This window comes from Pseudolysinimonas kribbensis, assembly GCF_030161895.1.
Taxonomy (GTDB): Bacteria; Actinomycetota; Actinomycetes; order Actinomycetales; family Microbacteriaceae; genus Pseudolysinimonas; species Pseudolysinimonas kribbensis.
On the sequence record NZ_BSVB01000001.1, the window covers coordinates 2,759,187 to 2,781,651 of the forward strand.

Annotated in this window: 20 protein-coding genes and 2 pseudogenes; 10 read left to right on the top strand and 12 right to left on the bottom strand. The window is 73.5% G+C overall.

Annotation, left to right across the window (positions count from 1 at the left end):
• Window positions 1-3 precede the first annotated feature (3 nt).
• Both QQK35_RS15185 and QQK35_RS15190 read left to right on the top strand, forming a co-directional pair.
• Window positions 4-1,458 (top strand): MFS transporter, encoded by a 1,455-nt coding sequence (locus QQK35_RS15185; RefSeq protein WP_284254907.1) that lies wholly within the window; start codon window positions 4-6, stop codon window positions 1,456-1,458.
• The gene (locus QQK35_RS15190) at window positions 1,455-2,930 is read left to right on the top strand and encodes a pyridoxal phosphate-dependent decarboxylase family protein (protein ID WP_284254908.1); all 1,476 of its coding nucleotides are present in this window, start codon (window positions 1,455-1,457) and stop codon (window positions 2,928-2,930) included. The genes QQK35_RS15185 and QQK35_RS15190 overlap by 4 nt, the downstream gene beginning before the upstream one ends.
• 65 nt (window positions 2,931-2,995) lie before the next feature.
• Here the strand turns inward: QQK35_RS15190 and QQK35_RS15195 are convergent, their stop codons facing one another.
• The 3 genes from QQK35_RS15195 to QQK35_RS15205 are packed head-to-tail and all read right to left on the bottom strand — an operon-like array spanning window position 2,996 to window position 5,882.
• On the bottom strand, window positions 2,996-4,075 hold the full coding sequence (locus tag QQK35_RS15195; RefSeq protein WP_284254910.1) for a P-loop NTPase: 1,080 nt from the start codon (window positions 4,073-4,075) through the stop codon (window positions 2,996-2,998).
• Window positions 4,076-4,078: 3 nt separating this feature from the next.
• Window positions 4,079-4,594 carry a DUF1003 domain-containing protein gene (locus tag QQK35_RS15200; RefSeq protein ID WP_284254911.1) on the bottom strand — a complete coding sequence of 172 codons (516 nt, stop codon included), beginning with the start codon at window positions 4,592-4,594 and terminating at the stop codon, window positions 4,079-4,081.
• On the bottom strand, window positions 4,578-5,882 hold the full coding sequence (locus QQK35_RS15205) for a magnesium transporter MgtE N-terminal domain-containing protein (RefSeq protein ID WP_284254912.1): 1,305 nt from the start codon (window positions 5,880-5,882) through the stop codon (window positions 4,578-4,580). The genes QQK35_RS15200 and QQK35_RS15205 overlap by 17 nt, the downstream gene beginning before the upstream one ends.
• Before the next feature lie 41 nt (window positions 5,883-5,923).
• Between QQK35_RS15205 and QQK35_RS15210 the strand changes: the two genes are divergently transcribed.
• Entirely contained in the window at window positions 5,924-6,415 is a 492-nt protein-coding gene (locus tag QQK35_RS15210; RefSeq protein WP_284254913.1) for a YflT domain-containing protein, read from the top strand.
• Between the two features lie 70 nt (window positions 6,416-6,485).
• On the opposite strand, the gene QQK35_RS15215 is transcribed toward QQK35_RS15210, so the two are convergent.
• Together QQK35_RS15215 and QQK35_RS15220 are read right to left on the bottom strand one after the other, a co-directional pair.
• Entirely contained in the window at window positions 6,486-7,169 is a 684-nt protein-coding gene (locus tag QQK35_RS15215) for an ABC transporter permease (protein WP_284254914.1), read from the bottom strand.
• 130 nt (window positions 7,170-7,299) lie between these two features.
• Complete coding sequence (locus tag QQK35_RS15220; RefSeq protein WP_284254915.1) at window positions 7,300-8,220, bottom strand: ATP-binding cassette domain-containing protein; 921 nt, start codon at window positions 8,218-8,220, stop codon at window positions 7,300-7,302.
• 91 nt (window positions 8,221-8,311) lie between these two features.
• Here QQK35_RS15220 and QQK35_RS15225 point away from each other — a divergent pair, with 91 nt between their 5' ends.
• The gene (locus QQK35_RS15225) at window positions 8,312-9,238 is read left to right on the top strand and encodes a TetR/AcrR family transcriptional regulator (RefSeq protein ID WP_284254916.1); all 927 of its coding nucleotides are present in this window, start codon (window positions 8,312-8,314) and stop codon (window positions 9,236-9,238) included.
• Window positions 9,239-9,256: 18 nt separating this feature from the next.
• Here the strand turns inward: QQK35_RS15225 and QQK35_RS15230 are convergent, their stop codons facing one another.
• Complete coding sequence (locus tag QQK35_RS15230) at window positions 9,257-10,714, bottom strand: aminopeptidase P family protein (protein ID WP_284254917.1); 1,458 nt, start codon at window positions 10,712-10,714, stop codon at window positions 9,257-9,259.
• A gap of 139 nt (window positions 10,715-10,853) precedes the next feature.
• Between QQK35_RS15230 and QQK35_RS15235 the strand changes: the two genes are divergently transcribed.
• Window positions 10,854-11,684 (top strand): zinc-ribbon domain-containing protein, encoded by an 831-nt coding sequence (locus QQK35_RS15235; protein WP_284254918.1) that lies wholly within the window; start codon window positions 10,854-10,856, stop codon window positions 11,682-11,684.
• Window positions 11,685-11,715: 31 nt separating this feature from the next.
• Here QQK35_RS15235 and QQK35_RS15240 read toward each other — a convergent pair whose 3' ends face one another.
• Window positions 11,716-12,723 carry an endonuclease/exonuclease/phosphatase family protein gene (locus tag QQK35_RS15240; RefSeq protein ID WP_284254919.1) on the bottom strand — a complete coding sequence of 336 codons (1,008 nt, stop codon included), beginning with the start codon at window positions 12,721-12,723 and terminating at the stop codon, window positions 11,716-11,718.
• Window positions 12,724-12,787: 64 nt separating this feature from the next.
• Between QQK35_RS15240 and QQK35_RS15245 the strand changes: the two are divergent.
• Window positions 12,788-13,641, top strand: a pseudogene (locus tag QQK35_RS15245) (PHP domain-containing protein).
• On the opposite strand, the gene QQK35_RS15250 reads toward QQK35_RS15245, so the two are convergent.
• Window positions 13,638-14,144 carry a DUF805 domain-containing protein gene (locus QQK35_RS15250; protein ID WP_284254920.1) on the bottom strand — a complete coding sequence of 169 codons (507 nt, stop codon included), beginning with the start codon at window positions 14,142-14,144 and terminating at the stop codon, window positions 13,638-13,640. The pseudogene QQK35_RS15245 and the gene QQK35_RS15250 sit on opposite strands and share 4 nt — an antisense overlap.
• Before the next feature lie 22 nt (window positions 14,145-14,166).
• Window positions 14,167-14,556 carry a VOC family protein gene (locus tag QQK35_RS15255; RefSeq protein WP_284254921.1) on the bottom strand — a complete coding sequence of 130 codons (390 nt, stop codon included), beginning with the start codon at window positions 14,554-14,556 and terminating at the stop codon, window positions 14,167-14,169.
• An 83-nt stretch (window positions 14,557-14,639) separates the two neighbouring features.
• On the opposite strand from QQK35_RS15255, the gene QQK35_RS15260 reads away from it, so the two are divergent.
• A complete protein-coding gene (locus QQK35_RS15260; RefSeq protein WP_284254922.1) occupies window positions 14,640-15,608 on the top strand; it encodes a helix-turn-helix transcriptional regulator in 969 nt (322 codons plus the stop codon).
• A 504-nt stretch (window positions 15,609-16,112) separates the two neighbouring features.
• Here the strand turns inward: QQK35_RS15260 and QQK35_RS20585 are convergent.
• A pseudogene (locus QQK35_RS20585) lies at window positions 16,113-17,029 on the bottom strand (DEAD/DEAH box helicase); the annotation flags it as partial.
• Between the two features lie 125 nt (window positions 17,030-17,154).
• Between QQK35_RS20585 and QQK35_RS15270 the strand changes: the two are divergent.
• Complete coding sequence (locus QQK35_RS15270; protein ID WP_284254923.1) at window positions 17,155-17,880, top strand: ferritin-like fold-containing protein; 726 nt, start codon at window positions 17,155-17,157, stop codon at window positions 17,878-17,880.
• Between the two features lie 13 nt (window positions 17,881-17,893).
• Complete coding sequence (locus QQK35_RS15275) at window positions 17,894-18,559, top strand: GNAT family N-acetyltransferase (protein ID WP_284254925.1); 666 nt, start codon at window positions 17,894-17,896, stop codon at window positions 18,557-18,559.
• Here the strand turns inward: QQK35_RS15275 and QQK35_RS15280 are convergent.
• Window positions 18,540-18,836 carry a hypothetical protein gene (locus QQK35_RS15280; RefSeq protein ID WP_284254926.1) on the bottom strand — a complete coding sequence of 99 codons (297 nt, stop codon included), beginning with the start codon at window positions 18,834-18,836 and terminating at the stop codon, window positions 18,540-18,542. The genes QQK35_RS15275 and QQK35_RS15280 overlap by 20 nt on opposite strands.
• Before the next feature lie 24 nt (window positions 18,837-18,860).
• Window positions 18,861-19,085, bottom strand: coding sequence for a DUF3107 domain-containing protein (locus QQK35_RS15285; RefSeq protein WP_284254927.1), 225 nt, complete (start codon window positions 19,083-19,085; stop codon window positions 18,861-18,863).
• A 93-nt stretch (window positions 19,086-19,178) separates the two neighbouring features.
• On the opposite strand from QQK35_RS15285, the gene QQK35_RS15290 reads away from it, so the two are divergent.
• Window positions 19,179-22,388: an ATP-dependent helicase gene (locus QQK35_RS15290; protein WP_284254928.1), complete on the top strand. Its 3,210-nt coding sequence runs from the start codon at window positions 19,179-19,181 to the stop codon at window positions 22,386-22,388.
• The last annotated feature ends 77 nt before the right edge of the window (window positions 22,389-22,465 follow it).

Consider the following 22,465-nt stretch of genomic DNA (forward strand, 5'->3'; position numbering starts at 1 on the left):
GGCATGGCAGCGCAGCCACCGCCCGTCACGGCCGCCCCCAGCGTTCTCGGCACCGGCACCCTCGTCCGCTACGCCGTGGGCTCGATCGGCACCGGCGGCTTCTCGACGCTGCCCGGGCTCGTGCTCGTCTACTTCCTCACCGACACCCTCGGGGTCGCCGCCATCGCGGCCGGGCTGCTCGTGACGCTCGCGAAGGTGTGGGACGTCATCATCGACCCGTTCATCGGCGCCCAAAGTGATCGGAGCCTCGCCCGCACCGGATCGCGGCGGCGCTTCATGCTGCTCGGCGCGATCCTGCTGCCGCTGTTCTTCGTGATCACGTTCGCGGTGCCGGCGGGCCTGTCGCCGCTGCTGTCGGGCGTGTGGGTGTTCGTGGCGTTCGTGCTCGCGGCGACCGCGTTCAGCCTGTTCCAGGTGCCGTACATCGCGCTGCCGGCCGAGCTGGCATCCGGCTACGACGCCCGCACCCGGCTGCTGTCGGCGCGCGTGGTCGTGCTGACCTTCGCGATCCTGCTGTTCGGCGCGGGCGGGCCGGCCCTGCGCTCGCTCGGCGGCGACGACGAGCACCTCGGCTACCTGCTCATGGGCGTCGTCGCGGCGGTCGTGCTCTTCGCCGGGCTCATCGTGTCGATGACCGCTGCCGGGAAGGGCGAGCCGTTCGAGGAGGCGCGCGCCTCGGTGGCCGAGACCTACCGGCGAGGCTGGCGGGCGCTGCGTCGCAGTGCGCCGTTCCGCGCCCTGCTCGGCACGTTCGTGCTGCAGGCGCTCGCGACCGGGATGATGCTGGCCGGCGCGCAGTACGTCGCACGCTGGGTGCTCCACGACGAGAACGCCGTCGACCTGCTGTTCGTCGCACTCATCGCCCCTGCGCTGGTGTGCGCGCCGCTCTGGGGCGTGATCGCACGGCGCACGGGCAAGGAACGCGCCTTCGCGTTCGCGTCGGCGCTCTTCGGGCTCGCCGCCCTCTCCCTCGTCGTGCTGGCGTTCGCGCCGGGCGCGTGGCTCTACGCGTCGGTCGCCGTCGCGGGCGCCGCCTACGCGGGACTGCAGACCCTGCCGCTCGCGATGCTGCCCGACGTCATCGGCCATGATGCGCGGCGGCACGGCGAGAACCGCGCCGGCACGTTCGGCGGGGTGTGGACGGCGGGCGAGACCGCGGGACTCGCGCTCGGCACGACCGTGCTCACCATCGTGCTCGCCGTCACCGGCTACCAGGCGTCGGTGGCCGGCGAGCACACCACCCAGTCGGGCACCGCCGTGCTCGGCATCGTGCTGAGCTTCAGCATCGTGCCCGCCGTGATCGTGGCGCTGAGCCTGCTCACCCTCGCGCGCTACCCGCTGCGACGGGCGGACGTCGAAGCCGACTCCGACGCGCCCGACGCCGACTCCGACTTGCCCGATGCCGAGGCCGCGGGGGCGGTCGACGGCACCCCGCTCGAGACGGGTCCGCTCGCGTGAGCCTCGGATTCGTCGAGGAGCCCGGCGAGATCCTCGACCGGCTCCGCGCGCTGCGCGCCGCGGACGCGCCCACCCACGGCGGCCGGGTGCTCAGCTACGTCTACGACCCCGGCGACGACGCGCTCGACGACCTCGCCGCGGCCGCCATCCGCGAGATGCAGCCGGTCAACGGGCTCGACCCGACGACGTTCACCTCCGTCGCCGCGCTCGAGCGCGAGGTCGTCGGCTTCGTGCGCGGGCTGCTGCACGGAGACGACGACGTCGTCGGGTCGGTCACCACGGGCGGGACCGAGAGCTGCCTGCTCGCGGTCAAGACGGCGCGCGACGTGTGGCGGGCGGGGCATCCGGATGCCGGACGCCCGCGCCTGATCGCGCCCACGACCGTGCACGCCGCGTTTCAGAAGGCCGCGCACTACCTCGACCTGACGCTCGACCCGGTGCCGGTCGACCGCGACGGACGGGTGTCGCCGGATGCCATCGCTGCGCGGCTGGGCGACGACGTCGCGCTCGTGGTGGTGTCGGCGCCGTCGTATCCGGTCGCGGCGCTCGACCCGGTCGAAGAGGTCGCCGCCGCGTGCGCGGACCGCGGCGTCGCGCTGCATGTCGACGCGTGCATCGGCGGGCTCGTGCTGCCGTTCTGGCGCCGGCCCGACGGCGCCGGTCTGCCGGACTGGGACTTCGCGGTGCCCGGGGTGAGCAGCGTGAGCGCCGACCTGCACAAGTTCGGCTACGCGCCCAAGGGCGTCTCGGTGCTGCTGCAGCGCGGACGCGACCGGCAGCGCGCGCAGTACTTCGCGACGACGCGCTGGCCGGGGTATCCGGTCGTCAACCCGACGGTGCTCGGGTCGAAGTCGGCCGGACCGCTCGCCGCCGCCTGGGCGATCATCCACGCGCTGGGTGCCGACGGGTTCGCGGAGCTCGCCGATTCGTGCCGCCGCTCCACCGAGACCCTGCGCGCGACGGTCGACGGGATCGAGGGGCTGCGGGTCCTGGGTGAGCCCACCGGACCGCTGCTCGCCGTCGCGACCGACGAGACCGTGCCCGTCGACCGCCGGGTCGACCCCCACCACTGGGCGGACGCCGTGCGCGGCTCGGGCTGGGTGCTGCAGCTGCAGCCCGGGCTGACCCAGGACGACGGGGTGCGGCTGCCGCCGACGACGCACCTCACGATCACCCCGGTCACCGAGCGCGGACTGTCCGAGCTGGTGCCGGCGCTCGAGGCGGGTGCCGACGCCGTGCGTGGGGAGGCGCCATTCGACCCCGCGCCGCTGCTCGGAACCCTGCCGCTGCTCGACGCGCCGCTCGACAGCGCGACGGCGGCGGTAATTCTCGCGGGTCTCGGTCTGGGCGGGGGCGCGGGCCTCCCGGATCGTCAGGCCCCGCTCCTGGCTCTGATCGAAGCGGTCCCGGTCCCCGTCGCCGAGCGCCTGCTCATCGAGCTGCTCGCGCGCCTCGTCGAACCATCGATCTGACGCACATGCCCGGTCTGCGCCGCGCGCGATAGGGCATGTGCGTCGGATCGACCGCGCGGCGTCCGTCAGCGCGGGCGGAAGGGGAGGGGGCGGCCGGCGAGGCCGCGGGCGCGGGTCGCGAGAGAGGCGGCCAGCTGCGCGATCGCCAGTGATGCCGGGTCGGACGGGTGGGCCAGCACGGCGGGGGAGCCGGCATCCCCGTCCTCGCGCAGCGCGCCGCTCAGCGGCACGGTCGCGAGCATCGGCACGCCGAGGCGCTCGGCCAGCCGTTCGCCGCCGCCCGACCCGAACACCCCGCCCGACATGTTCTCGACCACGCCGATCACGGTCTGCCCGGTCTGCCGCGCGACGAGGCCGCTGCGCTCGGCGACCTCGGCGGCCGCGGGCTGCGGCGTCGTCACCACCACGACCTCCGCGTGCGGCAGCAGCTGCCCGAGCGAGATCGCGATGTCGCCGGTGCCGGGCGGCAGATCGAGCAGCAGCACGTCGAGGTCGCCGAACCACACGTCGGTGAGGAACTGCTGCAGCGTGCGGTGCAGGAGCGGCCCGCGCCAGGAGACGGCGGTCGAGGGCTCCACGAACATCCCGATCGAGATGACCTTCACCCCGTGCGCGATGGGCGGCAGGATCATGTCACCGACCCGCGTCGGGACCGCGCCGGTGACCCCCAGGATGCCGGGGATCGAGAACCCGAAGACGTCGGCATCCACGAGACCCACCCGCAGCCCCGGACCGCCGGGAGCGGGCGCCGCCAGCGCGACCGCGAGGTTGGCGGTGAGCGTCGACTTGCCGACGCCGCCCTTGCCGCTCGTGATCGCGAAGATCTTCGTCAGCGTGTCGGGACCGAACTGCTGCGGCCGGACGCCGCGCAGCCTCGTCACGAGCGCCTCCCGCTCGACCGGGGTCATGACCCCGATCGTGAGGTCGACCGCGGTGACGCCGTCGACACCGGATGCCGCCGCCCGCACATCGCGCTCGATGCGGTCGGCCGCGGGACATCCCACGATCGTCAGCCGCAGGTCGATGCGGGCGACGCCCTCGTCGACCACGGCATCCCGCACCATGTCGAGTTCCGTGATCGGGCGGCGGATCTCGGGGTCCTGCACCCGCGCGAGCGCGGACCAGAGCGGATCAGACGCGGGCATCGGTCACGGGCGCACCTTCTTGGCGGCCGGCTCCTCGGGCTGCCGGTCGAGCTCCTCGAGCAGCGAGCGCAGCTCGGCGCGGATGAAGTCCTTCGTCGCCACATCCTGCATCGCGAGCCGCAGCGACACGACCTCCCTGGCCAGGTATTCGGTGTCGGCGAGGTTGCGCTCGGCGCGCTGACGGTCCTGCTCGATCTGCACCCGATCCCGGTCGTCCTGCCGGTTCTGTGCCAACAGGATGAGGGGCGCGGCGTACGAGGCCTGCAGCGACAGGATCAGCGTCAGCAGCGTGAAGTTGTGCAGGTGCGAGTCGAACTGCCAGGTCGCCGGGAGGGCGGTGTTCCACACCAGCCAGACGACGACGATGACCGTCATCGCGATGAGGAACGCGCTCGTGCCCATCGCGCGGGCGAACGCCTCGGAGAACCGGCCGAATCGGTCGGTGCCGGTCGCCCGGAACGGCACGAAGGACGAGCGCAGGCCCTTGGGGGCGTCGAAGTCGCTAGCGGCGCGTGCCATGAGACGTCCTCCTTCGTGGGATCGGGATCGCTGCGGTCGAGGTGCTCACCGGGCCGCGCCGGTTCTCGGTACTTCGCCAATCATCGGGGAGCAGATAGTCGAGGACGTCGTCAATGGTCACCACCCCGACGAGTCGATGGTTCTCATCCACGACGGGGAGCGAGACCAGGTTGTAGCTGGCGAGGATGCGCGACACCTCGGCCGCGCTCGTGTCGGCGCGCACCGGCTCGAGGCTCGTGTCGAGCAGGGTGCCGAGGCGCTCGTTCGGCGGGTAGCGCAGCATCCGCTGGAAGTGCACCATGCCGAGGAAGCGTCCAGTCGGCGGCTCGTACGGCGGCAGGGTCACGCAGACCGCGGCGCCGAGGGCCGGGGCGAGCTCGTGACGCCGGATGAGCGCGAGCCCCTCGGCGACGGTCGCATCGGCCGACACGATGATCGGCTCGGTCGTCATGAGTCCGCCCGCCGTGTCGGGCGCGTAGGTCAGCAGGAAGCGCACGTCCTCCGCCTCCTCGGGCTCCATGAGGTCGAGAAGGGCCTCGCCCTGCTTCTCGGGCAGCTGCGCGATGAGGTCGGCCGCGTCATCCGGCTGCATGGCGTCGAGCACGTCGGCGGCACGCTCGTTGGGCAGGGTGCCGATGAGGTCGATCTGGTCGTCCTCGTCCATCTCCTCGAGGGCGTCGGCGAGCCGGGCGTCCGGCAGCTCGGCCGCCACCTCGGCGCGCCGGCCCTCCGGCAGCTCGAGCAGGGTCGAGGCGAGGTCGGCGGGCAGCAGATCGGAGTACGTGGCGATGAGCTGCTCGGCGGACTGCGGCTCGCCCTTCTCCGTCTTCTCGCGCACGGCATCCCAGGCCGCGAAGACGGTCGACCCGCGGCCGAACGCGCCCGTCTTCGGGCGGCGCAGGAACAGGTCGGTGACGTCCCACTCGCCGGGCGCGGTCTCCTCGATCGCGACGTCCTCGATCGTGGCGTCGCCGGAGCCGTCCCGCACGACGACACGGCGACCCAGGAGCTCGGCGATCACGCGCACCTCGCCGCCGCGCTGGACGAAGCGGCGCAGATTGATGAGGCCGGTCGTGATGACCTGGCCCGCGCCGATGCTCGTGACCCGGCCGATCCCCACGAAGACGGTGCGCTTGCCGGGGATCTCGACGATGAGCCCCACGACGGTCGGCGACTTGCCGCGGCGGTAGACCACCAGCACGTCGCGCACGCGGCCGACCCGGTCACCGGCCGGGTCGAAGACGCTGCAGCCGGCCAACCGGGCGACGAAGACCCTGGTGGCGCTCACGCTGAAACCCTACTCGCGGCCTCTCGTGGGATGATGCCCGCATGACCGACCCTCTCGCCCGTGCAGCCGATCTCCAGCGCGTGCCGCGCGGCGACATCCTGGGCACCTACGACACCTATCCGGAGGCGCAGTCCGTCGTGGACCGTCTCGCCAAGGCGGACTTCGCCGTCGCCAACGTCTCGATCGTCGGCAACGACCTGAAGACCGTCGAGCGGGTGACGCGCAAGCTCTCGTGGAGCCGTGCCGCGCTGGAGGGTGCACTGAGCGGTGCCTGGTTCGGCCTCTTCATCGGGCTGCTGTTCACGCTGTTCCCGACGAGCACCGGCGGCGTGAACTGGGAGCTCTTCATCGCGGCGATCCTCATCGGCGCGGCGGCCGGCCTGCTGTTCCGGATCGGGGCGTACGGCTTCTCCCGGCGCAGCCGTGACTTCGACTCGACGCGGCAGATGCTGGCCGCGAACTACCAGGTGATCGTGACCGACGGTCAGCTGGCCGCCGCCCAGGCCGCGCTCGCCCGCCAGCCCGCCGAGTAGCTCGTCCACCAGCCAAAAACGCCCAGTGCAACGGAGTGGCACTGGGCGTTTTCGGCTAGGGGGCGCGGGGCTAGCGGCGGCCCGCCTTGCGGCGGAAGAGCCATCCCGACCACACGACGCCGGCCGCCAGGATGAGCGCGCACCAGCCCAGCGCCCACCAGCTGTCGGTGCCGTGGATGCCGGTCCCGAGCAGCAGGCCGCGGATCGTCTCGATGATGGGCGTGAGCGGCTGGTGCTCGGCGATCCAGCGCAGCCAGGTCGGCATCGTGTCGACCGGCACGAACGCACTCGACACGTACGGAAGGAACATCAGGATGAACCCGTACCCGTTCGCGGAGTCGGGGCTCGAGGCGGCGAGGCCGATCGCGGCGAACAGGAACGTGATCACGAGGATGTAGAGCGCGACGAGACCGGCGACGCCGATCCAGCCGCCGAGGCTCGCCTCGGGGCGGAACCCGACCGCGATGCCGACACCGATGACGACGGCGGTCGCGACGAGGTTGCGCAGCAGGCTGGCCACGACGTGTCCCGTGATCACGGCGGATGCCCGCATCGGCATGGTGCGGAACCGGTCGATGATCCCCGCGGTCATGTCGTTCGCCACATCGACGGCGGTCGACGCCGCGCCATACCCGGCGCAGAGCAGGATGATGCCCGGCACGACGTAGTCGACGTAGCCGCCATCGGACTGGATCGCACCGCCGAACACGTAGGTGAACAGCAGCATGAGGATCGTGGGCAGCACGATCGCCATGATCAGCTGGTCGGGCGTGCGCAGCGAGTGGATGATGCTGCGGCGGATGAAGACGGCCTCCTCGGTGAGGGGCGCTGCCGCACTCGCGGAGAGGTGGCGGCGAGGCCCGTGGTGATGGGCAGGGTGGCGGTCATGCGATCTCCTTCTGGTTCTCGGTGCTCTGGTCGTGGGTGGATGCCGCGGCCGGTGAGCCGGTGACGGCGAGGAAGACGTCGTCGAGGCTGGGCGCGCGCAGGCTCACCCCGTCGAGCGCGTCGTCGCCGACGAGCGCGAGGGCGCGGCGCAGGCCGGTGAGGGTGCCGTCGGTCGGCACCTCGCGCACGACGGCCCCGTCGGCGTCGTGCAGGGCCAGCACCTCGCCGCCCACCCGCGCCTTGAGCTCGGCCGGCGTGCCCTCGGCCACGACGCGGCCGTGGTCGATGACGGCGACCCGATCGGCGAGCACGTCGGCCTCCTCGAGGTACTGCGTCGTGAGCACGACGGTCGTGCCGTCGTCGGCGAGCCGGCGGATCATGGCCCACAGGTCCTGACGGCTGCGGGTGTCGAGGCCGGTGGTCGGCTCGTCGAGGAAGATGACGGGCGGGGTGCGCAGCAGGCTGATCGCGATGTCGAGCTTGCGGCGCATGCCGCCCGACCACGTCTTGACCCGCTTGCGGCCGGCGGCTCGCAGGTCGAAGCGGTCGAGCAGCTCGGCGGCCCGGCGCCGCGCCTGGTGCGCGGTGAGCCCGGAGAGCCGGCCCATCATCCGGAGGTTCTCCTCGCCGGAGAGCACCTCGTCGACGGCGGCCGACTGGCCGGTGACGCTGATGCTCGCCTTGACCTGCTCGGGCTGCCGCGCGACATCGAAGCCGTTGACGGTGGCGGTGCCGGCGTCGGGGGCGACGAGGGTGCTCAGGATGTTGACGGTCGTGGTCTTGCCGGCGCCGTTGGGCCCGAGGAGGGCGACGATCGTGCCGCGGTCGACGGCGAGATCGAGTCCGTCGAGCACGACGGTCTTGCCGAACGCCTTGCGCACGCCGCGCAGGGCGACGGCAGGGGCGGTGCTGGTCATGGTGTTCCTTTCCGATACGACGTAAACTGTTTATGCCCTATACGTTATTGTGTAGACCATACGCAGAGGGGTGTCAAGCAGGATGGACGACATGACCGAGGACGTCGAGGCCGACGGCGATCTGCCACGCGCCGTCGCGCTCGCCTGGGGCGTCGCCGCGCATCCCACCCGCGGACCCAAGCGCGAGCTGAGCATCGAACGCATCGTCGACGCCGCGATCGAGCTCGCCGACGAGGGCGGGCTCGCGGCCGTGTCGATGAACGCCGTCGCCACCCGGCTCGGCTTCACGCCCATGTCCCTGTACCGCTACGTGTCGGCCAAGGACGACCTCGTGCTGCTCATGCAGGAGCGCGGGATCGGCGTACCGCCGGACGACCTGGCCGGCGCCGACGACCGCGCCGACGCGGGGGACTGGCGCGCCGGGCTCGAGGCGTGGACCCGGGCGATGGCGGGGCTGTACGTCGAGCACCCGTGGCTGCTCGACATCCCGATCACGGGCGTCGGCGTGACGCCGAACAACCTGGCCTGGCTCGACACAGCGCTGGCGATCCTCGACGGCGTGCCACTCCACCCGAACGCGAAGCTGTCGGTCGTGCTCGCCCTGCTGGCCCAGGGCCGTTTCGAGGGGATCGTGAGCCGCGGCTACGACGGATCGGGCGAGGTCGAGTCACGCGACGCGGCGCTCATGGCCCAGCTGGTGACGCCGGAGCAGTTCCCGCACGTGCACGCTGCGTTCGCGGCGGGCGCCTTCTCCGACCAGGACGACGATCCCGACCCGTTCAGTTTCGGCCGCGCCCGCGTGCTCGACGGAGTGGAGGCGGTGCTGCAGGGACGCGCGATCGAGGCCGCCGCGCCGCACCGGCCGGATCCGGCGGACCAGGCGGCGAGCCGCGATCCCAAGGTCAAGGAGGCCGTCAAGGCGCGCCGGGAGGCCGAGAAGGCGCTCCGCGAGGCCCGCAAGCGGGAGCGCGAGCAGCTGAAGAACGCGCGCGAGCGCGCGCGCAAGCGGGCCGAGTAGCGCCGCTCGCGGGCTGGATCAGGCGAGCCAGGCCTCGACGTCGTCGGCCGTACGCGGGATGCCGATGGACAGATTCTCGGCGCCGTCGGCCGTGACGAGGATGTTGTCCTCGATCCGCACGCCGACGCCGCGGTACTCCTCGGGCACGGTCAGGTCGTCGGGCTGGAAGTACAGGCCCGGCTCGATCGTGAACACCATGCCGGGCTCGAGCACGCCGTCCAGGTAGAGCTCGCGGCGGGCGGCGGCGCAGTCGTGCACGTCGAGGCCGAGGTGATGCGATGTGCCGTGCACCATGTACCGCCGGTGGTACTGCGCGCCCTCCTCGAGCGACTCCTCGGCGCTGCCGGGAAGGAAGCCCCACTCCGCGGTCTTCGCCGCGATGACCTGCATCGCCGTCGCGTGGATCTCGCGGAAGCGGATGCCGGGCCGCACGATCGCGAACGCCGCGTCGGCGGCCTCCCGCACGGCCTCGTACACCCGGCGCTGCACGTCGGTGAAGCGGCCGTTCACGGGCAGGGTGCGCGTGATGTCGGCGGTGTAGAGGCTGTCGAGCTCGACGCCGGCGTCGATCAGGATGAGGTCGCCGTCGCGCACCGCGCCGTCGTTGCGGGTCCAGTGCAGGATGCACGCGTGCGGCCCGCTGGCGGCGATCGTCTCATAGCCAGTCGCGTTGCCCTCGGCGCGGGCGCGGCGGTTGAAGGTGCCCTCGACGAGGCGCTCGCCGCGGTGGTGCGCACGGATCGCGTCACGCTCGGCGATGACGTCGTCGAAGCCCTGCTTCGTCGCCGCGACGGCTCCCCGCAGCTGCTCGACCTCCCACGGGTCCTTGACCAGCCGCAGCTCGCTCAGGTCGCGGGCGAGCTGGTCGTCGCCGCCCTCGTCGACGTCGGCGGCGGACGGGTCGGCATCCAGCAGACGACGCCCGTCGACGCGGTCGGTCAGCTCGCGGTCGGCCTCGCGCACGATGAGCGTGGAAGCGTCGACCGCGTCGAGCACGGCATCGAGCTCGGCGAGGTCGCGGGTGGCGATGCCGAGGTCCGCGGCGACGTGGGCGAGGGAGGGGCGGGGACCCGTCCAGAACTCGCCGATCGCGGGGTTCGCGTAGAACTCGTCGGAGTCGCGCCCGGCCGTCGGGCGGAAGTAGAGCGTCGCGTCGTGGCCGTCGCCGGTCGGCTCGAGGACGAGCACGCTCCCCGCCACCGCATCGGAGCCCCACCCGGTGAGATGCGAGAACGCGGAGTGCGCGCGGTACAGGTACTCGGTGTCGTTCGAGCGCACCGCGGCGGGCCCGGCCGGCACGATGAGGCGCTCACCCGGATGCAGCGCCGAGACCCGCCGACGACGCTCGGCCGCGTACGGGGCGGCCGCGCGCGGCGCCGGCGTCGGCTCGGTGCGCTCGGCCCACTGCGACGAGATGTAGTCGCGGAACGTGTCCGACACGGGCGTCGTCGAGCGGTTGGAGGTCGCGTCTGCCATCAGACCAGTGTCGCACCGCACGCTCGTCGCCACCCGCCCGCGATTCGTGCGGTCCGGTCGCTTCCGCAGCTACGACCGACCGGACGGCACGAATCGAGAAGGTGCGAGGCGTGTCGGATGCCGGACGTAGCGTTGGCGCGTGTCCGAGTCGCTGCAGGCATGGTGGTCGCGGCGCCAGCGCGTCACCGGCGACGCCGTGCCCTACGAGGTGGGGCGCTACCGCGACGAGTGGGCACGCTATCCGGTGCTGCAGCGGCAGTACCACCCGGACCTCAACGCCGGGATCGCGCTCAGCCAGATCCCGCCGGTGGCCGAGGTGCTGGTGCTCTGGCAGTGCGACGTCGGCCACGTGTTCGCGGCGACGCCGCGGGAGCAGCGCGGGCGGCCCGGGCGCGAGCGGCGGCGCTCGACCTGGTGCCCCGAGTGCGCGACCGGGGCCGTGCTCAGGGCGCCGCGGCCGGCCGGATGGCGCCCGCCGGCGACCCGCCGCCCGGCGCGCGGGCCGCGGCTGTGCGATCGCACGCCCGACCTGCCACCGGGGGAGGCGTTCGTGAGCGAGTGCGCTCCCGTTCCCGCGTCGGCGGTGGAGGCGGAGCTGCGTCTCGGGCTCACGGAGCTGATCGAGTTCGACCCGGCGCCGAACGCCGTGCGCCTCGCGCGTGCATTCTTCGACCACCTCGAGGCGTGGCCCGACATCCTGCTGCCCGACCTGCGGGTCGCGATCGAGTACGACTCGACCGGGCGGCACGGGCTGGAGCATGTCGGGCCGCGCGAGGAGGCCGACCGCCGCAAGGACCGCGCCCTGCGGTCGGCCGGATGGGAGGTCGTGCGGGTGCGCACCGGACGGCTCCTGCCGCTCGGGGCGCACGACATCGTCGCGAGCGGGGTGACCCGGCGGCTGTATCCGCGGATCCTCGACGCGCTGCGCGACATCCGGGGGCCGATGTTCGTCGACGCGTACCTCCGCTGAGCGCCGGGTTCGGGCGTCGCGATCTCGGGCGTCAGCCGGCAGGGGTGAGGCGCGCGACGACCGGCCGGTGGTCGCTGCCCGCGCCGTCCTCGGTGTCGATCACCCGGAATCCGGCGATCGTCCACTGCGGCGTCGCGAGCACGTGGTCGATGGGCGCGCCGAGCAGGGTCGGCAGCTTCGTCGGCCAGCTGCCGACCGCGGCCGAGCCGGTCGCCTTCGCGGCGTCGTGGCACGCGCCGAGGTCGCCGCCGTTCGCGCCGAGCCCCGACCAGTGGTCGAGGGTCGAGTTGAAGTCGCCGGCGGCGATGGTGTCGCCGACGCAGTGGTCGGCGTCCCAGCGCAGGCCCTGGCGCCATCCGGCCATCTCGCCGGGCACGGGCGACACGACGTGCGTCGCGATGAAGGTCGGCCCGGAGCCGTCGACCGGCAGGGCATAGACGGTGGGCAGGGTGTCGGTCGTGTGCAAGCCGGATGCGTCGCGGTAGTCACCGAGCCGGGTGCTGATGAGCAGGTCGGTCGTGCGGGCCTTGGAGACCTGGTCGTAGCTGACGTGCAGCACCTGCATCGGCATGCCCGCCGCGCCGAGCTGCTGCGCGACGGCCTGCGCGGTGGCGAGGCTCGTCTCGGCCAGCACGATGACGTCGGCGTGCTGCGCCTCGGCGAGCTTCGCGATCGCCTCGGTGCCGGGGGAGTCGCCGAGGGTGTTCCAGCTGAGCACCGTGATGTCGCCGGATGCCGCGTCCGGCAGCGCCGCGGTCGCGGCTCCGCGGGTGGCCAGCACCGCGAGCTGCACGCCGCCGAAGGCGAGCACGACGACCGCGATCACGCCGGCGAACCGTCGCGCGCGCGGCGACATGACGGTCGCGAGCAGCAGCAGCACGAGCACGAGCAGTGCGACGCACACCGCGATCCCGCGCAGCGAGACGATCTGGGCGATCACAGGGGTCTGCGCGAGGCCGAACAGCTGCGGCCAGGCGATGACGAGCAGGCCGACCGCGACGGCCACGGTGAGGATCGCCGCGAGCACCCGACCGAGCATCCCGGGAGCCTAACGCGGCGATCACGCCCGGCGGCCGCGCGACGCCTGACTCTACGATGAACGGATGCCCGGCGGTATCGATCTGCACGCCCACACGAGCGTGAGCGACGGCACCGAGACCCCCGCCGAGCTGGTCGCCGCCGCCGTCGACGCCGGCCTCGAGGTCGTCGGGATCACCGACCACGACGCGACCACCGGATGGCAGCACGCGTTCGACGCCGCCCGCGGCGCCGGTCTCACGGTCGTGCCCGGCCTCGAGCTCAGCACCCAGCTCGACTACGCGAGCGTGCACGTGCTCGGCTACCTCGTCGACCCCGACGATCCCGGCCTCGTCGCCGAGACCGAGCGCATCCGGGCGGAGCGGCTCAGCCGCGCGCAGTCGATGGTGCAGCGCATCGCCGTCGACTACCCGACCCTCACCTGGGACCGCGTGCTCGAGCACACGACCCCGGATGCCACGGTCGGCCGCCCGCACATCGCCGACGCGCTCGTCGAGCTCGGCTACGTGCCGAACCGCTCGGCCGCGTTCCAGAGCATCCTGCACTGGCAGGGCGGCTACTACCGCCCGCACGACGCACCCCCGCCGCTCGAGGGTGTGCGGCTCATCGTCGCGGCAGGCGGGGTGCCGGTGATCGCGCACCCGGGCGCCCGCGGGCCGGAGCGGGTGCTGAACGGCCCGCGCATGCGGGAGCTGGTGGATGCCGGCCTGGCCGGCCTCGAGATCGCGCACCGCGACAATCCCCCGCGTCGCGCGCCCGCCTGACCCGCATCGCGAAGCGCTACGGCCTGCTCACGACGGGGTCGAGCGACTACCACGGCGCCGGCAAGCCGAACCGGCTCGGGGAGAACACCACCGATCCCGCCGCGTACGCGCGGATCCTCGCCGCGGGGACCGGTTCGGCGCCGTTCCTCGGCTAGATGCGCCGGTCCTCGCTCGTCGGCGGCGTGAGGGGAGCGCTCGGCGGGTACGGGGCGTACCCGCCCGCTCCCGCGTCGAACCGCACCCCGTACGGGTTGCTCGGCAGGATCGTGAGGATCAGCACGATGAGCGCCCCGACCCAGGGGATGAGGTGCAGGAACCAGAAGCCGCCGCTGAGGTTCGCGTCGTGCAGCCGGCGCCACTGGATCGCGATGGTGGGCACGATCGACCCCAGGAAGACGACGCCGGCGATCCCGCCGAAGACGCTGATGATGACGACCGCGGCCGTCTGGTCCGCGCTCCCGAGGCTGAGCCCCAGCACGAGCGTCAGCACGTAGAGCACCGCGTAGACGATCGCGAAGAACAGCACGGTCCACCAGTACTCGCTGCGGCTCGCCCGCCCCGAGAAGGTGGCGTAGTTGCGGTAGAAGCGCTGGACGGACTGCACGAACCCGGCTCCGTAGAGCGGCTGGTCGAGGCGTCCGGAGTCGGCGGTCGTCATGCGGTCAGCCTAGGAGCGGCGCTCATCCCGCCGCGGGCGCCGCCCCGGGGATCGGGGCGAAGAGGTTCACGAGGTTGCCGTCCGGGTCGCGCAGCAGGGCCGACCGGTTGCCCCACGGCATGTCCGTGGGCGGCAGCACCACCGCGGGCGCGGCGTCGCGCAACCGCTCGAACTCCGCATCGACGTCGTCGACCCGGAACTCGACGATGACGCTGCGGTTCGCGCCGGCCTCCGCGGCTCCGGGCACCGCGGCGACCGTGCGGCTGCTGCCGATCGCGAGGGTCGCGCCGGGGCCGGACAGCTGCGCGAACACCTCGCCCGCGCGCACGGCGGTCGCGCCGGTGACGAGCTCGTAGAAGTCGGCGAGGCGGGCGACGTCCTCGGTGATGATGCGGATGGACGCGAACGGCATGAGGGTCTCCTGCGGTGGACGGACGACGCCCACGCTAGGGTCGATACCGGACAGAAACGGTCCGGTATCGATGAGGCGGCCCCGTGATCCGACCCACCGCGCGCGTGCTGGCGATGCTCGAGGCCTTGCAGGCGGGCGGCATCCACCCCGTGCCCGGGCTCGCACAGCTGCTCGGGGTGGACGAGCGCACCGTGCGCCGCTACGTCGATCACCTGCGCGAGCTCGACGTGCCGGTGGAGGCGGTGCGCGGCCGGCTCGGCGGCTATCGCCTCGCGCCCGGATACCGGATGCCGCCCCTCATGCTCACCGAGGACGAGGCCGTCGCGACGGTGCTGGCCCTCGCGTCGCGGTCGCGGGACGAGCCGGCGCAGCCCGCCGTCGCGACCGCCCTGGCGAAGCTGCGCCGCGCGATGCCGCGGGAGCTGGCACGGCGCATCGACGCGCTGCTCGGCGCGGTCTCGTTCGTGCCGGGCGACTCCGCGGATGGTGACGCGGCCGATGCCGGCGACGTGCCCGCCCGCACGCTCGTGATGCTCGCCGAGGCGGCCCGGGAGCGGCATCCGGTCGCCCTGCGCTACGCCGATCGCACGGGCCGCCGCAGCAGTCGCACCGTGCTGCCCTACGGAGTGGTGGCGCGGGCCGGTCGCTGGTACCTGGCCGCGGCGGACTCGCTGAGCGGCGAGGTCCGCACCTTCCGGCTGGATCGCATCGGCCTGCCGCGGGTGCTGCCCGGCACGTTCGAGCCGCCGGCGGACGTCGACGCCGTCCGCACCGTGCAGGAGAGCCTCGCCGCCACACCGTGGGCGCACGAGGTCGTGCTGCGGATCACCGCGCCGGAGGAGGCGATCCGGGGGCGGTTCGCGGAGGGCGTCGCCGTGCTGGAGCGGGTCGACGACGAGAGCTTCCGGGTGCGGCTGCGCGCCGAGGCGCTCGAGTGGATCCCCGGCGTGCTCGCGACGCTCGGCCGTCCGGTCATCGTGGAGAGGCCGGATCGGCTGCGCGAGCTGGTGAAGGACCTGGGGCGCCTCCTCGCCGACGCGGGCGAGGACTGACCCGCGATCAGGCGGTGGGAGCGGGGGCGTCGCGGCGCCGCCGGCGGAGCCGCCGCGACGGCGACGGGTGCGCCGGCGCCGCGCCGGCGTCTCGCCGTCGTGGGTGCCGCCGCCCTCCGCGCGTGCCGACTCGGACGCCGCCTGACGGGGCCGGTCGGTCGCGGGTGCGCCCGATCCGCCGTGACCGCGGCTGCGGCGACGCGGCGGGCGGCTGCCGCCCTCGCCGGACGCCTCCGCGCGCGGCGGGCGATCGGTGTGCGGGGCCGCCGGGGTCGTCTTGAGGCGCCCCTTCGACCCCTCCGGGATGTCGAGGTCGCTGTAGAGGTGCGGCGACGACGAGTAGGTCTCCGCCGGCTCCGGGATGCCCATCTCGAGCGCGCGGTTGATGAGGGCCCACTTGTGCATGTCGTCCCAGTCGACGAAGGTCACCGCGATGCCGGTCTTCCCGGCACGGCCGGTGCGGCCCGCGCGGTGCAGGTAGGTCTTCTCGTCCTCGGGGATCGTGTGGTTGATGACGTGCGTCACGTCGTCGACATCGATGCCGCGGGCCGCGACGTCGGTCGCGATGAGCACGTCGAGCTTGCCGGCCTTGAAGCGCGCCATCGAGCGCTCGCGCGCCTCCTGGCTCATGTCGCCGTGCACCGAGCCGGCGTTGAAGCCGCGGTCGTTGAGCTCCTCGACGAGCTTGGCCGCCGCGCGCTTCGTGCGCGTGAAGACGACCGTCTTGCCGCGCCCCTCCGCCTGCAGGATGCGGGCGATCACCTCGTCCTTGTCGAGCGAGTGCGCCCGGTAGACGAGGTGCTTGATGTTCGCCTGCACCTGGCCCTCGTCGGGGTCGGTCGCCCGGATGTGGATCGGCCGGTTCATGAAGCGGCGGGCGAGGGCGACGACCGGGCCGGGCATCGTGGCCGAGAACAGCATGGTGTGCCGGGTCGCGGGCGTCTGCGCGAAGAGCTTCTCGACATCCGGCAGGAAGCCCAGGTCGAGCATCTTGTCGGCCTCGTCGAGCACCATCTCGCTGACGTTCGCGAGCGAGAGCAGCCGCTGGCTGGCGAGGTCGAGCAGGCGCCCGGGGTGCCGACGACGATCTGCGCGCCCGCCTTGAGCTCCTCGATCTGCCCCTCGTAGGCCTTGCCGCCGTAGATGGCGGTGACCTTGGTGGGGCGGTTGGAGGTGGCCAGCTCGAGGTCCTCGGCGACCTGCACGCACAGCTCGCGCGTGGGCACGACGACGAGCACCTTGACGCCGGGCTCCGGGTCGGGGCCGAGGCGCTGGATGATCGGGAGGCCGAAGCCGAAGGTCTTACCGGTGCCGGTCTTGGCCTGGCCGATGATGTCCTGGCCGGAGAGGCCGAGGGGGATGGTCTGGCTCTGGATCGGGAAGGGCTCGATGATGCCCTTCGCCGCGAGCGCGTCGACCATGTCCTGGTCGATGTTGAGATCGCTGAAAGTCAAGGAATGCCTGTCTGGAATATGAGAGGAGGCCAGTCTACCGAGCCGGGGCGGCCCGCCGCCGCCGCGCGGGGCGGCGCCGCTAGGCTGGCGCGGTGCTGAGGCTGTTCCGCCGCCGCCGTCGGCGCTCCCGGACGGCAGCTCCCACGATCACGCCCCGTTCGGAGGGCCTTGCCGCCGTTCGGGTCGAGCTCGCCGAGCTCACCCCCGCGGCCGAGCCCTTCCTCGGCCAGGCCGGCTATCTCCTGCTCGTGCTGTTCGAGAACCTGGGCCGCGCGGTCGCCCTCGCACCGACGACGGCCGCGAAGACGACGCTGAGTCGCGCCGCGGCGCAGGTGCTGGAGGCGCACGAGGGGCTCGTGACCGAGCTGCTCTCCAGCGGAGCCGACCCGGTCGCGGCGATGGATCCGTTCCGGCAGCCGCTGGACGAGTACCAGCGCCGCATCGAAGGGAACGACTGGGCCGAGATCCTGGTCACCTGCTACCTGACCACCGGATTCCTCACCGACTTCTTCGTCGGGGTCGCGGGCGGACTGCCGCCCGGCCTGGCCGACCGGGTCGCCCTGCTGCTCGACGTCGACCGTGCGGAGCAGGTGCTCGAGGGCGAGCTGCGATCGCTCATCGAACAGAACCCGCGCATGGCGTCGCGGCTCGCGATGTGGGGGCGGCGGCTCATCGGCGACACCATGCTCGTCGCGCGGTCGGCCCTCGTCGCCGCGCCCGGCGCCGACGGCCCGCAGCTGGACCGGATCGAGCCGGTGTTCACGGAGCTCATCGGGGCGCACACCCGGCGGATGGATGCGCTCGGCCTGACGGCGTGACGGGCCGGGTCGCGTGAGGGTCACCGTGCGCGACTGCGAGCGGGTGCAGTCGGCGTGGTTCGACGCCCGGGCGTGGGCGGCATCCGGTCGGGTCTGGGACGACGGTCCGCTGCACTGGTCGGACGGCCCCGACGGCGCCCACCTCATGTTCCCCGCCGCGATCCCCGCCGATGCGCTCACCCGCGGCATCGCCCAGCTCGAGCACCGGCCGGTCGGCGCGTGGCTCTCGCCCGGCGTCGACGCGACCGCGCTGGCCGAGGCGGGGTTCGAGCGCGGGTGGCGGCCGTGGTGGATGACGGCCGCTCTCCCCGAGCTCGCGTCGCCGGAGGTCATCCCGGGCGTCGAGGTCGAGGTTCACACCCGGATGCCGGGCATCGCCTTCCTCGCGACGGCCCGGGCCGACGCTCGTGAGGTCGGTCGCGCGTGGTCGTTCGTGCACGGCAGGCTGTCCGGGCTGTTCGACGTCGAGGTGGATGCGGCGTGGCGGCGGCGCGGGATCGGCACGGCCCTGCTCGCCGCGGCGCAGCGGCCGGCGCGCTGGTGGGGCGCCCAGGCGATGGTCCTGAACGCGACCCCGATGGGGTTCGAGCTCTACGCCCGGCGCGGGTTCGCGCGCATCGGCGAGGGGACCACCTGGTGGCTGCACGCGGGCGCGGAGGCTAGACGCGACCGCCGCTGAGCTCGTGCAGCAGGTGACGGTCGCCGCGGTGCCGGCCGCGCCAGACCAGCAGCTCGACCGCGATCGTGATGAGGGCGCCGCCGCCGATCGCGACGACCCAGATCCAGCCGCCGTCGAACTTCCAGCCGATCCAGGTGAACGCGACCCACAGGATCGCGGTGGCCACGACATCCACGGCGGGCAGCAGCAGCATGCCGTAGCTGTGCCGGCCGGGCAGCGCGTACCGCACGATCCCGCCGATGGCGGCCGCGATCACGAGGACGAACAGCAGCTCCACGCCGTGAAGACTATCGGCCGCGGGTCAGGCGACGAAGCCGATCCGGCGCGACTCCTCGCTGCCGACCTCGAGGTAGGCGAACGAGGCGACCGGGACGATGTAGACCTTGCCCTTGTCGTCGGCGAGCTTGATGAACTTCGCGTCGGAGCCGAGCGCGTCGGCCACCGTCTTCTCGATCTGGGCCGCGGTCTGCGACGACTCGAAGCTCAGCTCGCGCGGGCTGTTGACGATACCGATGCGAATGTCCACGTGACAGAGGCTAGGCGATGCCGTGCCGGCACCGTCGGGCGGTTCTCTCAGGGCAGACATGGGCATGTCCGACCGGGTGGATAGCGTGGCCGCGTGAGCTCCGTCGGTTTCGTGCGCCCGGACGCCGCTGCGCGCGCGGCCGTGGCGCTCGACCCGTCGCAGCGCGCGGTGCTCGCGCTCGCCGAGGGCGAGCCGGCGGCGGTCATCGGGGCGCCCGGCACGGGCAAGACGACGGTGCTCGTCGAGCTGCTCGCCGACCGGGTGCTTCGCGGCGGCTACGGAACCGACGAGGTGCTCGCGCTGACCACCTCCCGCGCGGCGGCGACCCGGCTGCGCGACCTGCTCGCCCTCCGGATCGGACGCCCCACCGACGGTCCGCTGGCGCGCACGTTCAGCTCGCTCGCGTTCGAGCTGGCCCGCTCGGCCGCCCGGGTCGCGGGCTCGGCGCCGCCGCGGCTGCTGACCGGTGCCGAGCAGGACGCCGACATCGCCGACATCCTCGCCGGCCAGGAGGCCGACGGCACGGGACCGGACTGGCCGGACCCGCTCGACGCGTCGGTGCGGCGGCTGCGCGGCTTCCGCAGCGAGCTGCGCGAGCTCATGGCGCGCGCCACCGAGTACGACTTCCCGCCCGCGCGGCTGCGGGAGCTGGGTCGCGCGACCGGCCGGCCCGAGTGGGTCGCGGCGGCCGATTTCATCGAGGGCTACTTGCGGATCGTGAGCTCCGCGCGCCCCGCGCAGTACGACGCGGCGGAGCTCACGAGATACGCCGTGACAGCCATCGACGCCGACCGGTCCTCGGCCGACGGCACGGCCCGGGTGTCGCGGCTGCGTCTCGTGGTGGTCGACGACCTGCAGGAGGCGACCGAGGGCGCGCTCGCGATGCTGCGGGCGATCGCATCGCGCGGCGTCGCGGTCGTCGCGTTCGGCGATCCCGACGTGGCGGCGAACGCGTTCCGCGGCGGCGAACCGGATGCCCTCGGCCGGCTGAGCGCCGAGCTCGGCGTGCCCGCGCGGCAGCTCGTGCTCTCCACGGCGCACCGGCAGGGCGCCGCCCTGCGGGCGCTCACGGTCGCGACGACCCAGCGGATCGGGGCGGCCGCCGCCGGGCCGCAGCGCCGGGCGAGCGCCGGGGCGTCCGAGCCGGCGGAGCCGCTGCTGCGCATCGAGGCGCCGTCGCCCGCACGGGCGTGGGCGGCCGTCGCACGACAGCTGCGCGAGGAGCATCTGATGCGCGGCGTCCCGTGGTCGGAGCTGGCCGTGGTCGTGCGCAGCGGCGCGCAGGCGCCCGCGCTCTCGCGCGCGCTCGCCCTCGCCGAGGTGCCCACGCGCACCTCGAGCGGCGGCGTGGCCCTGCGCGACGAGAAGGCGGCGCGCGCCCTGCTGACCCTCGTCGAGGTCGGCATCGGCGCCGTCGACCTCACGCCCGAGCTCGCGGTCGAGGTGCTGAGCGGCCCGTTCGGCGGGCTCGACATCATCGCGCTGCGCCGGCTGCGGCTGAGTCTGCGGGCCGAGGAGCTCGCGGCGGGCGGCATCCGGCCGAGCGGTGAGCTGCTCGTCGAGGCGCTGCAGGCGCCGGGCGGCTTCGCGACGATCGACAGCGCGCCCGCGCGCGCGGCGGCGCGGCTGGCCGAGACCCTCGCGCAGCTGCGCACGGCCGACGCCACGATCGAGGAGCTGCTCTGGCTCGCGTGGGAGCGCTCGCGCCTCGCCCAGCCGTGGCGACAGCTCGCGCTCGGGAGCGGCATCCCGGCGGCGGAGGCCAACCGCGACCTGGACGCGGTCGTCGCCCTCTTCGCCGCCGCGAAGGACTACGTCGAACGACGAACCCAGGAGGGCGTCGACGCGCGCGGGATCGCGACCTCGTTCATCGAGGAGACGCTGCGCCCCGACGTGCCCGAGGACGTTCTGGCCCCGCGCCGGATCGACGACGCGGTGCTCGTGACGACGCCGTCGGGGGTCGTGGGGCTCGAGTTCCGCACGGTCGTGGTGGCCGGGCTGCAAGACGGCGCGTGGCCGAACCTGCGCCCGCGCGGCTCGCTGCTCGGCCCGCAGCACCTGGTGCGTCTGGCGACCGGCGGCTCTGCCGTCCAGACGCTCGACGAGCGCAAGCTCGTGCTCGACGACGAGCTCCGGATGCTGGCCCTCGCGGTCTCGCGCGCCCGGGAGCGCGTGGTGTTCGCGGCGGTCGTCAACGACGACGAGGCGCGCAGCGTGTTCTTCTCCCTGCTGCCCGAGTCGACGCCGCTCGTCGAGGCGGCCGGCGCGGTGCCGCTCACCCTCCGCGGGGTGACCGGGCGGCTGCGGCGCACGCTCACCGAGACGCGGGCACCGCGTGCTGAGGTGGAGGCGGCGGCGGCATCGCTCGCCGAGCTCGGCCGGCTCGGCCTGCCGGGCGCGGATCCCGCCGACTGGCACGGGCTCGAGCCGATCTCCTCGACCGGTCCGCTCTACGACGGTGAGCCGATCCGGGTGTCGCCCTCGCGCATCGAGCGGCTCGAGGAGTCGCCGCTGGACTGGTTCCTCGAGCAGATGGCGGGCGGCGACTCGGGCGTCGTCGCGAACGTGGGCACGATCATCCACTGGGCGATGGAGACCACCCCCGAACCCAGCTTCGAGGCGCTCTGGCAGGCGGTCGAGGCGCGCTGGGCGGAGCTCGTGTTCGAGTCGCCGTGGTTCGCCGAGCGGCAGCAGCGGCTGGCGCGCGGGTTCACGCAGGCGCTCGCCGACTACCTCGGCGACTTCGCTCAGGACGGCAAGTCGCTCGTCGCGGCCGAGGGGCGCTTCCTGCTGCAGTACTCGGCCGACGACCTCGACGACCTGCCGCCGGCGGAGGGTGAGACGGCGCCGCGGCCGCGCGTCGAGGTGCACGGCTCGATCGACCGGGTCGAGGTGGGGCCGGACGGCTCGGTCGTCATCGTCGACCTCAAGACCGGCCGGCCGATCACCTCGCAGTCCGCGATCGACGCGCTGCCGCAGCTGGGCGCGTACCAGCTGGCGTACGCCGAGGGGCACTTCGGCGAGCACCTCGCCGACGTCGCGTCGCACCGCGCGGGCGGCGCGAAGCTGCTCTACGTGCGGGAGGGCAAGGGCGACCGGCGCTACCGCGAGGGCGTTCAGGCCGTGCTCGATGACGAGGGGCTCGAGGGGGTGCGTGAGCGGATCCGGCGCGCCGCGGTGCTGATCGCGGCCGCCGCGTACGAGGGTCGGCTCGAGCTGGAGCAGTACGGCGGGTTGCCGACGATCCCGCGGCTGCGGCTGCACCGGGTGCCCGCGGTGTCGAGCGACGAGGGGGCGTCGTGAGCGGGGATGCCGTGCGCTCGGATGCCGTGAGCGCTGCCGACATCGCGGCGGCCCTGCAGCTGCCGCCGCCGACCGCG

Excerpts from the sequence above, each read along its gene's own strand:
- QQK35_RS15220 (WP_284254915.1), bottom strand. The coding sequence starts at position 8,220 with ATGACCAGCACCGCCCCTGCCGTCGCCCTGCGCGGCGTGCGCAAGGCG.
- QQK35_RS15240 (WP_284254919.1), bottom strand. The coding sequence starts at position 12,723 with ATGCTCGGTCGGGTGCTCGCGGCGATCCTCACCGTGGCCGTCGCGGTC.
- QQK35_RS15215 (WP_284254914.1), bottom strand. The coding sequence starts at position 7,169 with ATGGCGATCGTGCTGCCCACGATCCTCATGCTGCTGTTCACCTACGTG.
- QQK35_RS15200 (WP_284254911.1), bottom strand. The coding sequence starts at position 4,594 with ATGGCACGCGCCGCTAGCGACTTCGACGCCCCCAAGGGCCTGCGCTCG.
- QQK35_RS15255 (WP_284254921.1), bottom strand. The coding sequence starts at position 14,556 with ATGCCGTTCGCGTCCATCCGCATCATCACCGAGGACGTCGCCCGCCTC.
- QQK35_RS15185 (WP_284254907.1), top strand. The coding sequence starts at position 4 with ATGGCAGCGCAGCCACCGCCCGTCACGGCCGCCCCCAGCGTTCTCGGC.
- QQK35_RS15230 (WP_284254917.1), bottom strand. The coding sequence starts at position 10,714 with ATGGCAGACGCGACCTCCAACCGCTCGACGACGCCCGTGTCGGACACG.
- QQK35_RS15225 (WP_284254916.1), top strand. The coding sequence starts at position 8,312 with ATGACCGAGGACGTCGAGGCCGACGGCGATCTGCCACGCGCCGTCGCG.
- QQK35_RS15250 (WP_284254920.1), bottom strand. The coding sequence starts at position 14,144 with ATGACGACCGCCGACTCCGGACGCCTCGACCAGCCGCTCTACGGAGCC.
- QQK35_RS15210 (WP_284254913.1), top strand. The coding sequence starts at position 5,924 with ATGACCGACCCTCTCGCCCGTGCAGCCGATCTCCAGCGCGTGCCGCGC.
- QQK35_RS15195 (WP_284254910.1), bottom strand. The coding sequence starts at position 4,075 with ATGCCCGCGTCTGATCCGCTCTGGTCCGCGCTCGCGCGGGTGCAGGAC.